Origin of the sequence: Siminovitchia fordii DSM 16014 = CIP 108821 (genome assembly GCF_000374565.1) — a bacterium.
Taxonomy (GTDB): Bacteria; Bacillota; Bacilli; order Bacillales; family Bacillaceae_C; genus Siminovitchia; species Siminovitchia fordii.
Genome location: NZ_KB894697.1, coordinates 36,939 through 50,308, shown reverse-complemented (window position 1 = coordinate 50,308; position 13,370 = coordinate 36,939). Strand labels below are relative to the sequence as shown.

12 protein-coding genes are annotated in these 13,370 nt (G+C 42.8%); 1 reads left to right on the top strand and 11 read right to left on the bottom strand.

The genetic code is table 11. The features are described from left to right. Window positions 1-5: 5 nt before the first annotated feature. Window positions 6-1,001 (bottom strand): alpha/beta fold hydrolase, encoded by a 996-nt coding sequence (locus tag C509_RS0115970; RefSeq protein WP_018707936.1) that lies wholly within the window; start codon window positions 999-1,001, stop codon window positions 6-8. A 329-nt stretch (window positions 1,002-1,330) separates the two neighbouring features. Between C509_RS0115970 and C509_RS0115965 the strand changes: the two genes are divergently transcribed. Then, window positions 1,331-1,642: a DMT family transporter gene (locus C509_RS0115965; protein ID WP_018707935.1), complete on the top strand. Its 312-nt coding sequence runs from the start codon at window positions 1,331-1,333 to the stop codon at window positions 1,640-1,642. A gap of 250 nt (window positions 1,643-1,892) precedes the next feature. On the opposite strand, the gene rlmH is transcribed toward C509_RS0115965, so the two are convergent. From rlmH to C509_RS0115915, 10 genes are all read right to left on the bottom strand, one after another. Further along, window positions 1,893-2,372 (bottom strand): 23S rRNA (pseudouridine(1915)-N(3))-methyltransferase RlmH, encoded by a 480-nt coding sequence (gene rlmH, locus C509_RS0115960; protein ID WP_018707934.1) that lies wholly within the window; start codon window positions 2,370-2,372, stop codon window positions 1,893-1,895. Between the two features lie 114 nt (window positions 2,373-2,486). Continuing rightward, window positions 2,487-2,645, bottom strand: coding sequence for a CxxH/CxxC protein (locus C509_RS25670; protein ID WP_018707933.1), 159 nt, complete (start codon window positions 2,643-2,645; stop codon window positions 2,487-2,489). Window positions 2,646-2,833: 188 nt separating this feature from the next. Continuing rightward, complete coding sequence (locus tag C509_RS0115950; RefSeq protein WP_026319904.1) at window positions 2,834-4,045, bottom strand: S1C family serine protease; 1,212 nt, start codon at window positions 4,043-4,045, stop codon at window positions 2,834-2,836. A gap of 192 nt (window positions 4,046-4,237) precedes the next feature. Further along, window positions 4,238-5,032: an MBL fold metallo-hydrolase gene (locus tag C509_RS0115945; RefSeq protein ID WP_018707930.1), complete on the bottom strand. Its 795-nt coding sequence runs from the start codon at window positions 5,030-5,032 to the stop codon at window positions 4,238-4,240. Further along, window positions 5,033-5,845, bottom strand: coding sequence for a two-component system regulatory protein YycI (locus C509_RS0115940; protein WP_018707929.1), 813 nt, complete (start codon window positions 5,843-5,845; stop codon window positions 5,033-5,035). Further along, window positions 5,832-7,157, bottom strand: coding sequence for a YycH family regulatory protein (locus C509_RS0115935; RefSeq protein ID WP_018707928.1), 1,326 nt, complete (start codon window positions 7,155-7,157; stop codon window positions 5,832-5,834). The genes C509_RS0115940 and C509_RS0115935 overlap by 14 nt, the downstream gene beginning before the upstream one ends. Next, on the bottom strand, window positions 7,154-8,980 hold the full coding sequence (gene walK / locus C509_RS0115930) for a cell wall metabolism sensor histidine kinase WalK (protein WP_018707927.1): 1,827 nt from the start codon (window positions 8,978-8,980) through the stop codon (window positions 7,154-7,156). Before walK ends, C509_RS0115935 begins: the two co-directional genes overlap by 4 nt. A 6-nt stretch (window positions 8,981-8,986) precedes the next feature. Beyond that, window positions 8,987-9,712 (bottom strand): response regulator YycF, encoded by a 726-nt coding sequence (gene yycF, locus C509_RS0115925; protein WP_154654439.1) that lies wholly within the window; start codon window positions 9,710-9,712, stop codon window positions 8,987-8,989. Between the two features lie 454 nt (window positions 9,713-10,166). Further along, window positions 10,167-11,552, bottom strand: coding sequence for a vWA domain-containing protein (locus C509_RS0115920; protein WP_018707925.1), 1,386 nt, complete (start codon window positions 11,550-11,552; stop codon window positions 10,167-10,169). A gap of 510 nt (window positions 11,553-12,062) precedes the next feature. Continuing rightward, complete coding sequence (locus C509_RS0115915) at window positions 12,063-13,349, bottom strand: adenylosuccinate synthase (RefSeq protein ID WP_018707924.1); 1,287 nt, start codon at window positions 13,347-13,349, stop codon at window positions 12,063-12,065. Between the last annotated feature and the right edge of the window lie 21 nt (window positions 13,350-13,370).

Below are 13,370 nucleotides of genomic sequence, written 5' to 3'. Positions count from 1 at the left end.
CTCCTTTATTTATTCATATTTCTATCTACTTCCTGTAAAAAATCTACTATATTTTTAGCTAGCTTTTCTGGATATTCACCATTAATTGCATGAGAGGCATTTGGAAACATTAACATATCACTTAAGGGATTTTTCAAGTTTTCTATTCCAACATCCATCGATTCTTCTGAACGATGCATTGTTGAGTCTTCAGCTAAAATACCCAATACTGGCATTTTTAATTCTAGCAACTGTTCTTCTTTTATTTTCTTCGGTAAAGGGAGTTTACTTTTATAGGTTCTCATACCTGTTTCAATAAGCCTACCTATGGGTACACTATCATCTGTTTCTGCACCGCCAGCGATATAACTTAGCATTTTCTCTCGAATTGGTTTTGGCACAACTGGAATAGAAGCCGGAATGGAGGCTAAAATCATCTTTAAAGGGATGGATCCAAACACATATACTGGGTCTATCAAGGTTAAAGATGTAATTTTTGCTGAATTATATGATGTGACATTTACTGCATTCCATCCACCAAAAGATAAGCCTGCCAGATGGATCGTTTCTTCTGGCAATTGTTCAATTACGTTGTTTAACCAAACGGCTTGATCAGTAGCGCTTGTTATACTTTTTGTTTGAACACTTAATCCAGGTTCTCCTAAAAGATCTATTGTGTATATAGGTCTATCTTTCATAAGATCTTTCAAATTTGGTTCCCACATTGGGGTAGGTGCTGACTTTCCTGGTAGCAGTAATAATGGTGTTTTTGATTCTGTTCCTTCTTCTAAAAATTTATAAACCTTCACCTTTCCGAATTCAGTTTCTATCCAAAATTCTTTCGTTGGTTTGGGCAAATCCTCCATAGCAGTATCGTATGCCTCAATAAACTCGCTTTCTCCTTCTTCGGTTGTAAAACCTCCCAACTTATCATCATCACGAAATAATAATCCAACAGCTATAAGCAAGACAAACAGGATTCCCACTATACTGATTACTGACTTTATCAATTTCTTTTTCATAAACTCAACCCCGTAATATATTTGGTCTTAATATAATCTATTACGTAACGTCATACGCAAGCAGTAATCTTCTTTTTTTGTTACTCAGTTTTAAAGGAAAGATAAAAGCCATTTGAGTATGAAACATCTGAGTCAATGAAATAGGTAAAGTAAAACCAATTTTTTATAATAGCAGAAAATCTAATAAAACTCCGGGATAAGTTCATTAATTCAAGGAACCTTTTGGGATTTTACGTTATCTAATAGTAGTTCTTAAAATAGGGATTATCTTATTGATGCTTGTGTTCATCATCGGTCTCAAAATGACAAGCGAGGGGGAGAAATAAAAAATGGATTGGATTCATTTAATTATTGCAGGTTTTATGGAGATCGTCGGCGTAATCGGCATAAAGAGAGTAGCGGAGAAAGATAACCTATTTAATAATCTCATCTTAATTGGTGGATTTATCATTAGCTTCTCCTTCTTATCAAGTGCTATGGAAACCATTGATCTGTCCGGTGCCTATTCTGTATGGACGGGAATTGGTACAGTAGGAGCTGCTGTCGGAGTCATCCTTTACAAAGAAGAGATGAACTTATTTCGAGTCTCATGTATTTTTGGAAATATTGCTTGTGTCTTAGCATTGAGACATTTGGCTTAATACGATAACAAGCTATCTAACCAAACATCCGCATTGTGCTTAAAACAATGCGGATTTTATACGGTAATTAATTTGACCATTCTTGCCTTGCTTTTTTATCCAAACACTCAATCTAAGTAGATTAATTGAATATCTAGCAAGATACCCACAGCAACGTTGAAGCAGAATAAAAACAAGCGACTACCATTATTACATTGGAATTCTATCTAAATAGTTTGCATAAGAAGAGTATTGCATTTAAAAACCTCATTTACTTATGGTACGGTTCCCCCCTCAATATCCTAAACGCTCGATACACCTGCTCCACCAAAATCAACCTCATTAACTGGTGAGGAAAGGTCATTTTTGAAAATGACAGTGCTTCATCCGCTCGCTTCATCACTTCGTCGCTTAATCCAAGGGATCCGCCGATAACAAAGACAACGCTGTTTTTCCCGGATGCCGAGAGGCCGCCTAGGCGTTCCGCAAATTGTTCGCTGCTCGCCTGTTTGCCTTCGATGGCCAAAGCGATGACGTAGGCATCGGGATGGATCTTATCGAGGATACGGTCTCCCTCTTTCTTCTTGATTTGTTGCATTTGGGTATGGCTTAGGTTTTCTGGAGCTTTCTCGTCGGGGAGTTCAAGGATGTTGATTTTTGTGTAGGCCGAGAGGCGTTTGAGGTATTCATCAATACCCTGTTTCATATGTTTTTCTTTTATTTTTCCAACTGATACGATGGTGATATTCATGTTGCTTGATTCCTTCCTTTAGATTACACACAAGTTACAAACACATAACAAACACTTTATCCACAGAAGTTATCCACATATCCACATTACTCACCCACATTTGGTGTGGGAATATTAGTTCCCCACTATATATTCTGCCGGATTTTTGCAATATTTACAGGGTGTGGGTAACTCACTCTCTGTCTCCAGCTTCTCCAATACAGGTGCTGTTTCCTGTTCATCTACAACAATATCCAACGCCAATTCTACGTGTTCTTTGCAGCAATAGATCATTCTTTGCCCTCTTCCTGTTTAACTTGTTTATTTCATAGCTACTTCTTAATTGAACGAGCCTCAGGTTAAATTGTGCAGATCTACCTTTAATTGCACGATCCCGCCGTTACGTCCGATTTCTTATCCACACCATTTTACCATAATAATCAAAGAAGCGGGAAAGCCTCACAAGCCTTCCCGCTTTCCCATTATAATCTTGTTTCATCCGTCAATTGGATGTCTGCATCTTGTTTTTTGCCGGCTCTGTAGTATGTGACTTTCATGGAGTCGCCGACCTTCTTCTTGTTGTACAAGTATTTGCGAAGACTTACGACATCTTCGACTTTATCTCCATCAAGTGCTACGATGACATCAAGTTCTTTCAACCCTGCTTTTGCTGCTGGTGAATTTGCCATCACTTTCTCGATCATGATCCCATATGTTATATCTTTTGGAAGCTTTAATGTCTGCTCTTGGTGATAGGCGGAGATTTCAGCCACATCCCGCAGTGTAACACCCATAGAAGGACGTTTCACCTCACCGTATTTCTCCAGATCTTCGATGATAGGGATAACGTAATTGATCGGTATGGAAAATCCGATTCCCTCAACGGCTTGCGTAGCGATTTTCATTGAGTTGATACCGACAACCTGACCGGCAATATTGACCAACGCTCCACCGCTGTTTCCAGGGTTGATGGCGGCATCGGTTTGAATGACTTCCGCATTCCAATCAGGAACGCCGTCTTTATTGATATCGACAGGAACGGCCCGGTTCACACCGGATACGATTCCCTGTGTTACGGAACCGGCAAATTCCAGACCAAGTGGATTTCCGATTGCGAGGACTGGCTCCCCGATATGTAAAGCATCAGAGTCTCCAAACTCCGTCACAAACCCCTCTCCAAGGTCCTTAGAGTTAATTTCAACGACAGCCAGGTCCGTCCATATATCGCTTCCCTGCTGTTTACCTGGGACTTTTCTTCCATCCGAGAGTGTCACTTCCAGCTCAGTGGCATCTTCCACAACATGGTGGTTTGTTACGATATAAGCTTTGTCGCCTTCCTTTTTATAAATCACGCCAGAACCGACTCCTACTGCCTGCTGGCTCTCCTGTCCAGTCGACCAGAAGTTGGCCGTTTGGATATTTGTAATTCCCACGACACCTTTTCCAGCTTTCTCTACGGCTTTCGTGACGTCTGTACTTACATCCAGCGAAACCTGCTCTTTCGTGGTCTTGTCTTCATTTTGCTGGATTGTTGCACTATTTGGATTTTCGTTCCTGCTCACCCCAAAAATGGATGGAGCCAGTACGGCAATAATCAATGCTCCGATCAGCCCACCGATCAATCCTGTAAAAAATCCTCCTCTGCCGCCTCGGTTTTTGAAACGGTTTGGACTGTGATCATCGTATAATCCCACTGCTCACCATTCCTTTCATTAGCATCCATGAAGATAAGATTCCCTTCTATAAGGATAATTATAATCCGCCTGCCCGGAAAGCACATAAAAAAACGTTTTAATTCAAAAAAATGTAAAAAAGAAATGAAAACAAGCGGACATTAAACCGTTTATCTTCATTTCTTTTTTCCTATTGGCCAGAAATTAAACCTTTTATACAGCGGTCAGCGCCGTCGGTATGTACGGGTCTGTATCAAAAAGACCAAACTGGGTGCCAATTTCTATTCCTCTTGTAGCAAGCGTCTGCGTCACGCTCATCCTTGCCAGGTCTTTCATATTGTTATCCTTGCTTAAGTGGGCAAGATAAATCCTCTTAGTCCGATCACCAACGACATCACACATAGCAAGGGCGGCATCTTCATTGGAGACATGGCCAACATCGCTTAAAATCCTCCGTTTGACATTCCAGGGATATCTTCCCATCCTAAGCATCTCCGTATCATGGTTGCTCTCAAAAATATAGACGTCGGCGTCCGAAATCAATCCTTTCATACGATCACTGACATATCCCGTGTCCGTAATCAGAACAAGCTTCTTTTCTCCACTCCTGAAAATATAAAACATCGGTTCAGCCGCATCATGCGACACGCCGAACGATTCAATGTCAAGACAACCAAAGGACTTCACTGTCTCCATGTCAAAAGTAAATTTTTGATCGACGGCAACTTCTCCGATAAGTCCGTCCATTGCTTTCCATGTTCGTTCATTAGCGTAAATGGGAAGCTTGTACTTTCTTGCCATGACACCGAGCCCCTTAATATGGTCGCTATGTTCATGAGTGATGAAAATTCCGTCCAGCTTGGCAGGGTCGCGGTCAATCTGTTCCATCAGCTCTCCAATTTTTTTGCAGCTCAACCCGGCATCCACCAGAAAAGAATGCTCCTTTGTCTCTATATAAAAAGCATTTCCCGAGCTTCCACTTGCAAGTACGCTAAATTGCATTGACATTTATTTCACCTCTAGTACCGTTTTCCCGTTTCCCGTGTTTTCCTGGATAATCTGTCCTTCAAATGCATTGACAAGCATCGATTCTTGTTCGCCATCATGCTCGATGACCACCTGCCAAGTCGGTGTCAACACCTGGGATGCCTCCATATTGACAACCGTATAATATCCTAATTCAGCTCGGACAATTTTGCTGTCCGACTTTAAAAGCTTATTCCGGAAAATGGCTTCCACTGCCCGCATTGCCGGTAACACCTCTTCTTTTTCACTGATCGGCTCAATCATCTCAAGCATCGTCTGCTCATATGAATCGATTTCTTTATCTTTTTTCACATAAAAGACAAGGTGTGCGCTTCTATTTTTAAAAAGCAACTTATCTTGGTGTTTTTGATAAAAGGTGATGGTTCCCGCCTTCTCGTCATAATTACCGAAGCCATATTGATCCCCATAAAGGACTGTATTTTTTACATACTGCTCCAACTCTTGAACATTGAGTTTTTCCGGTATTTTGAATGGGTGCGCAAGTTCGGAATAAATGATGGCCCCATCCACAATGGTCACTGATTGGTCCTTCAGTTTATCAACCTCTTTTTCACTGAAAACTTTCGTATTTGCACTCATATATTGGTCTCTTATTGGATCTTTCGGAATGTTGCTGTAATCAATGCCATCGTTTTTCAGGTTTTCCTCCAAAGAGACATCTGTTTTCACTTCAAGCTTATTATCTTTTTGTTTATTCATCAATTGAGTCAGGAGGAAAATGTCGAGGATCAAGAATGCGATGATGAAAATGGTCTTCAACCTACCCCAATCCACGTAAATTCCCCCTAACTTCCTTTGTTTCAAACCTCTCCCAAGTGCCCTCGTATAAATAATACCAAGAAGGATCCAGGATAATCACTTTCGGATTTTCCGGGTTCTTGTATATTCTGTAACCAAGGATCAACTCCTGAAGCTTATTGATGTCAATACTCGGATCCGCCAACAATGTATCCATCACCTCTTCCCCGGAGGCCATATAGACCTTTTCAGGGTGAGGCAGCGGGATATCCAGGCTGTAATAAGGCCTGCGGTATTGGTAGACTTCTTCCTTGCCCCAATACAGTTTGATTTCGGACATGCCTTCAACATTGAAAACCGGGTATCCTTTCAGAAACAACTGGAAAGTCGCCTTCTGAGTAGCTGGATCCACGCTGAAATATTTGTAGTTATCCGTCCAGCCCGCATGCTCGTTGATAAAGTCAATACTTTTCTTCAAAAGATCCGTATCCGCCTGGGCGATTTCCGGATCTATTGCCTGGCTTGGATTCACATAAAAGATCATGCTGATTGTTTTATCCACATTCATCAGGCTTGTCCCGTCAGTAAATTTTTCACTGGTCGAATCATCGTTGGTTTTTCTTACCAAGGTAGGATCCTTGAACAGAGCCCTTCTAAACTTATCCGGATCGATATAATCGGCATAATAATTGTATCTGTACATGAGCGTCTCTTTCGCCGGAAGATACTTTACTCTGCCATCCGGCAGCTCATACGACTTGAATTTAGGAAATTGGCTTTCCTGTTTTTTTAAACGCTTAAAAAGGGCTTCTATATGGTCATGATTAACATGGCTTTCGTAGACTTTTCCTTCTCTGCTGGAGATGAAAAAGACGGTCCCATCTTCCTTCGCCCCATCTTCCAGATGGATGACCAAGCGGTCAAAAGAGCCTGAGGGCAAATTTTCCGACTCGAATCTGAGGATTCCCTTATATAGATCGAATGGCACAAGATCTGTATAGATAAGCTCCAAGGTTTTGTCTCTTTGAGATAAAGACCTGATCTGATCCTGTGAAAATATTCTTTCATCGCCCATATCGTAAAAAGTCCAGCCGTTAAGCTCCTGCAGCGTCTCTCCCACTTTCTTTTCATCCACTATTCCAAAGTGGTCACTGTCCATATGAAGCAGGAGTTTGACAGGCCTGATGACATCCCCTATATCCTTCGGATCGGATATGGAGACTTCATGGACATGCTTTTCATCATTCAACTCATATTTCGGATGAAAAGTCCATAGATTCCAAGTCAACACGCCACTGGTAACGATAAGAAAAGCAAGCAGCACTGATTTAATTGTTTCGTATCTCACGACCAATCATCCTCTTGTTCCGGATCGTAAGGGAGCGTGAACAGTATTGTCGTCCCTTTGCCTTCCACGCTCCTTGCCCAAATATCTCCGCCATGGGCACCTATCATTTCTTTTGCAATCGCAAGTCCGAGCCCTGTTCCTCCAAGGCGTCTCGTCCGGGCCTTATCCACCCTGTAAAAACGCTCAAAGACCTTTTCCAGATTTTCTTTCGGAATACCCAAACCTTGGTCGCTGATACTGACTTCAATCTGGTCATTGAGCATTTTCACCCTGAAGGTGACACAGCCGCCTTCCGGAGAATATTTGAGCGCATTTGAAATGATATTGTCTATTACTTGAGTTAGTTTATCTTCATCAATTTTGATGAACACCGCCCTGTTGGGCAACTCCCGTTTGAAAGTGATGTGGCGCTCTTTCGTCATTTCAAAGCGGTCAATAATATGATTGAAAAATGATATAAAATCAACCCACGTCCTGTTGATTTCATAATCTTTGCTGTCCATTTTCGAGAGCTTTAACAGATCGTTTACAAGGCGGATCATCCGCTCCGTTTCATTCTGTGTCACATCAAGAAAACGGGGAGCCAGGTCTTTGTCATGCATTGCTCCATCAGCTAGCGCCTCTAGATAACTTCTCATTGTGGTAAGCGGCGTTCTCAATTCGTGCGAAACATTCGCCACAAATTCTCTTCGCTCCGCTTCAATTTTTTCCTCTTCCGTTACATCATGCAGTACAACTATAAGCCCGTTAACGAAGCCTGTATCCCTTTGGATAACTGAAAAATTGGCCCGTAATATGAAGGGTGAATCATCCGTGCTGTAATCAAGAATAATCGGTTCCTGCTGATCAAGCAGATCTTCAAAGCTGTATTGGTCATCCAAAAGAAGCAGCTCTGTCACCGGCTGGGAAACCATTGTTTCACGTGAAACATTCAGCATCTTGGAACCCTGTTCGTTGATTAAGATGACACGCCCTTTCCGGTCTGTCGCAATAACGCCGTCCGTCATATTGGAAAGGACCGAGGAAAGCTTTCGTCGTTCCCCTTCGGTCATGGCCTGCGCTTCCTGCAGCTTTCTTGTCAAGTGGTTGAATGAAAAGGCGAGCTGACCGATTTCATCTTCGCCATAGACACGGACCTTTCGAGAAAAGTTCCCCTTCGCCATCGCCACCGCCTGACGCTTCATGTCAGAGATCGGCCTTGTAATCGTCCTAGCCACAAGGATACCGAGTACTGCGGTAATCACCATGGCGATCAATGTAGCAGAAATAAAAATCTGGTTGATTTCTTCCAATTGATCAAAAACCGTTTCTATTTTTGCGACAAGATAGATGGAACCAGCCACTTCCCCGCCAATTTTAATTGGTGTAGCCAAAATCCAGACACGGTTCTGGGACTGTTTATCTATAAAAATTTTATCTTCTTTTTTTCCGCCGGCCAAAATCCTTTTCACCATGACATCGGTTGTTTTCTGGCCGACAATGCTCTGATTATTCCGTTCGGAAGTTCCGATAATCATGCTTCTGTTATTGATGACGCGAACCTCAGAAATATCCTGTGCTGAAAAGTCTGCAAGGAGCTTTCCTACTTCCTCTTCCAGCGGGGGAATGTTTTCATCCGTCCTGTCCTTCATCATCTCCTCGACCAGACTGTATTCCAGCAAAGGAAGCCTTCCTTCGATAGATTGCTGGAAATTCCGGATCAGCTGATCTTCCAATTTATTTATGAAGTAAACGCCGATGATTTGCATGGCAATCAAAATAAGCAATAAATAGATTGTTACAAACTTTACATGAATCGATCGAAAAAAACCTACTTTTTCCATATGGGACTACTCCTGTTCAGGTATGCGTAAATAGTAGCCTACTCCTCTTCTTGTAACAATCCATGTAGGGTGGCTCGGATTGTCCTCTATTTTTTCCCTGAGGCGCCGTACGGTTACATCCACTGTCCTGACATCCCCGAAATAATCATAGCCCCAAACCGTTTGCAGCAAGTGCTCGCGTGTCATCACTTGTCCGCTGTGCTTCGCCAGGTAATGGAGAAGTTCAAATTCACGGTGTGTCAACTCGATGGTTTCCCCATTTTTAGACACAACATAGGCATTTGGATGAATGGTTAGCGAACCGATGGTGATTTCATCATTTTCCTCTTCTGTCAACTGATCGGCAATCTGTGCATGGCGGCGCAGATTTGCCTTCACCCGTGCAATCAGTTCCCTTGTGCTGAAAGGCTTTGTCACATAATCATCCGCGCCGAGCTCAAGTCCCAGAACTTTGTCGATCTCGGAGTCTTTGGCAGTCAGCATAATAATCGGCATTTCATATTTCTTCCGGATTTCCCTGCAAACTTCCATTCCATCACGGTTTGGGAGCATGATATCCAGTAAAACCATATCAGGCTGCATTTCCTCAACAAGTTCAAGTGCCTCATCGCCATCATAGGCACATTGTACCGTAAATCCCTCTTTTTTTAAGTTAAACTGCAGAATATCGGCAATCGGTTTCTCGTCATCAACTACTAAAATCTTCTTTTCCACAGCCCCGTTTCCTCCCATCATGTTTTAATTATCATCTATATTTACGAAGTAATTTTTCATCTCTTAATCTTACTATTTTACCATAAAAAAAGAGACTGGTCCAAACGCGGTTAAAATCCGTCAGGACCAATCTTATCAAAGAACTGATACAATTTTTTATAAAGGAATATAAGCAAAGTGCAAGGCGAATTCGGGAGGACCACCACGGCTATTAGACTTGATTCTCACACCGTTTACACCTGATGGTTAGCCCCCATACCTAATTTCTATTAAAAAAGCACTGCGAGAGGCAATGTCGTCGCAATGCTTTTTGATGGATAATATAATAAATCATATATTATCATAGGTTTTTTCAGTGTGCAACAGATGCCGACATGAAATTACAAAAAATAAACCTATTTTTCCACATTGTCACATAATGTTTACAATTTGAACGGTTGTCTATTCTGTTTAACACATTCTATGCAGGTCTTTATTGTTTATGATAATATTCCTGCCATTTATGGCTGCCTTCATGATAAATTTCTCTCCAGGCTTTACTGCCGCCTTCATAGGCATCTCGCCAGGCAGACGTACTCGTTTTATAACCGTAACGCCAGACTTTTGTCTTTCGGTCATATAAAAGGCTCCAAACTTTTCCTGTGTTATAGTCTTCACTGACAATGCCTTCTTTTGACAAAGCTGACTGAAGGGCTTCAGCATGCCTGAACTCCAATTCCGATTTATCCATGACAGATCGTCCAAGACCTTCCGCTTCATCAAGTAAATCCCGCCGCTTGGCTTCCACTTCTCTCAGGCTTTCATTCCGCCACTTTTCCCATGCGTCCATCAGGCGCCGGTATTCTTCCTTCCAGTATTTCTCCACATCCTGCTTTGAATTGGCAAGTGTGAATTCCCCATTTCCGGCTTTGGCTACTTCTTTTAAAAGCTGTTGAGCTTCGTTATCCACCTGGAAACCGATGATGTTGATGATCGGTTCAATTCCCTCTGCAGCCAATTGTTTGGCCTCTTTTACCGGATCTCCCCCGCACGTTTCAATTCCGTCGCTGACCACGTATACTATGGCGGAACCAGCGTCTTCCGGTATATCGTTCCGGGTCTCGGCAATTGCCTGTCCAATAGGGGTCCAGCCTGCAGGGTTCACTTCATCCAGTGCAGATTGGATTTTTTTCGCATCATTTCCACCGCTGTAAAGCGTTTCAGTGGAAGCGCAGGATCGTTCTTTATCCGCATCACTGCCGGTGCCTTCATGGCCGTATACACGAAGGGAAACAGTGCTTTCCTTCGGCAGGACATCTATGAAACTCATAATGGCGCTTTTGGCCTCTTCCATTCTCGTACCGCCTTTGTTTTGAGCGTTCATGCTGCCACTTGCATCCAATAAAATGGCATAATGGACACCGTTCACGGCCGGTTCGTCGATTTCCTCATCTGGGCGGCTGCCCGTTGCTTCAACAGTTGGATCGAACTTGATTAAGTCTTGAACTTCTTCGTGATAATCTTCAGCTATCAATTTCAGGATTGCTTCCGCATATTGGTCATCAGTCAGATCATCCGGAAGCTCCTTGAGTTTTTCAATTGCAGCAGTTTCATCATACTTATCCCCGCTGAATTCACCGGGCTTCCTCATGAGTCCCTTCTCATCCTCCGTCATTTCCCTCGGCAAATCCGCCGCTTCATAGACTTCTGGCTCTTTTTCCCACCAAGTGTCTTCCTTGGTTTCCTTTGTGGCCTTTGTGGCCTTTGCCTCAACAGATTGATCAGGTTCCGGCTCCTTTTTCGTCTCCGTCTCCTGAGTTTTGCCGCAGCCTGCTACAATTACCCCGGCAGCCAAAATGACAAACAGTATTCTTTTCACCTTCTTCTTCCTTTCCATAGAAGTCTAAGCATATTCTAATTTTAACTTTGGTTTTTGGAAACGAATAGCGCAAGTGGAGGGAATCATTCTTTTTTACTACAAAAAAACCTGAGGGAATTAGGTAAAAAGTTGATCTCCTCAGGACTTTACACTTACTGCTGACAATAGTGGTTTCGAACCAACTGTTTGTAAGTTCAATGATCTATTGCACGAGTTCATATGTTAATTGTACGAGCCCAGAACATAATTGCACGGCATGCTTATTGGGATAGCATCCACCTAAAAAAAAAGGCATGGAGTCTGACAGCCCCTATACCTTATTAGAGTTTATTACATTTTTGTCGCCTACACTTTTCTTTTGCCCGGTTGCAGTACCTATCCCTTAAGTCACAAGCCCATTCCCTGAGGAAAAGCACTGTCTTATGCTTGTTGAAGCGGGCCAAGGGCGCTTCCGAAATTCTTTATCTCGTCAGGAGTCACCTAGACTTTACGTCACTAAACGAAGTCTTATTATCTCCACACACTCTTGACTACATTTGTCTGTGAACGATCCGGTCCCACGGAGAAGATGGAAAGAGGTACACCTGTCAATTGCGATACACGCTCAAGGTAATGGCGTGCATTCGCAGGCAGTTCATCCAATGTTTTGCAACCTGTGATATCTTCAGTCCAGCCAGGAAGTTCCTCATACACAGGCTTGCAATCTTTTAAGATGTTTAGGTTAGCGGGATATTCTTTGATTAATGTACCTTTATAATCATATGCTGTACAGATTTTTACCGTTTCAATTCCTGTCAGCACGTCGATGGAGTTCAACGAAAGGTCAGTCAATCCGCTGACTCTGCGGGCATGGCGGACAACGACACTATCAAACCAGCCGACACGGCGCGGGCGTCCTGTCGTTGTACCGTATTCACGGCCGACTTCACGGATTTTGTCACCGACTTCATCTTTCAATTCTGTTGGGAACGGGCCGTCTCCCACACGGGATGTATAAGCTTTACATACACCGACAACATGGTCAATTTTCGTTGGTCCGACACCAGAACCGATTGTTACTCCTCCCGCAACCGGGTTGGATGATGTGACAAACGGATAAGTTCCCTGATCAATATCAAGCATGACGCCTTGTGCTCCTTCAAAAAGAACGCGTTTACCTTCATCAAGCGCATCATTCAGCACAACGGATGTATCACACACATAGTCCTTGAACTGCTGCCCATATTCATAATATTCATCCAGGATGTCTTCCAGTTTAAAGCCCTCTGTCTCATAAAAACGCTCCAACAGACGGTTTTTCTCTTTCAAGTTGCGAGTCAATTTTTCCTCAAAAACTTCACGGTCCAACAGATCGGCGATACGGATACCGATACGGGCAGCTTTATCCATGTATGCGGGACCGATCCCTTTTTTGGTAGTGCCAATTTTATTTGCGCCTTTGCGTTCTTCTTCTACTTCGTCAATCTTAAGATGGTATGGAAGTATGACATGGGCTCTGTTGCTGATTCTCAAATTATCGGTGGAAATGGAATGTCCGTGCAAATACTCAAGCTCCTGAACAAGCGCTTTTGGATCAACAACCATTCCGTTTCCGATCACACTGATTTTATTTTTATAAAAAATCCCTGAAGGAATTAAATGCAGTTTATATGTAACATTGTTAAATTGGATTGTGTGGCCGGCATTGTTGCCCCCCTGATAACGGGCAATCACTTCTGCGTTTTCGGATAAGAAGTCTGTAATCTTCCCTTTTCCTTCATCTCCCCATTGTGTACCGACAACTACTACTGATGACATACAAAAAGCACCTCCGATGGT

Excerpts from the sequence above, each read along its gene's own strand:
- C509_RS0115965 (WP_018707935.1), top strand. The coding sequence starts at position 1,331 with ATGGATTGGATTCATTTAATTATTGCAGGTTTTATGGAGATCGTCGGC.
- C509_RS25670 (WP_018707933.1), bottom strand. The coding sequence starts at position 2,645 with ATGATCTATTGCTGCAAAGAACACGTAGAATTGGCGTTGGATATTGTT.
- C509_RS0115945 (WP_018707930.1), bottom strand. The coding sequence starts at position 5,032 with ATGTCAATGCAATTTAGCGTACTTGCAAGTGGAAGCTCGGGAAATGCT.
- walK (WP_018707927.1), bottom strand. The coding sequence starts at position 8,980 with ATGGAAAAAGTAGGTTTTTTTCGATCGATTCATGTAAAGTTTGTAACA.
- C509_RS0115915 (WP_018707924.1), bottom strand. The coding sequence starts at position 13,349 with ATGTCATCAGTAGTAGTTGTCGGTACACAATGGGGAGATGAAGGAAAA.
- yycF (WP_154654439.1), bottom strand. The coding sequence starts at position 9,712 with ATGGGAGGAAACGGGGCTGTGGAAAAGAAGATTTTAGTAGTTGATGAC.
- C509_RS0115970 (WP_018707936.1), bottom strand. The coding sequence starts at position 1,001 with ATGAAAAAGAAATTGATAAAGTCAGTAATCAGTATAGTGGGAATCCTG.
- rlmH (WP_018707934.1), bottom strand. The coding sequence starts at position 2,372 with ATGAATATCACCATCGTATCAGTTGGAAAAATAAAAGAAAAACATATG.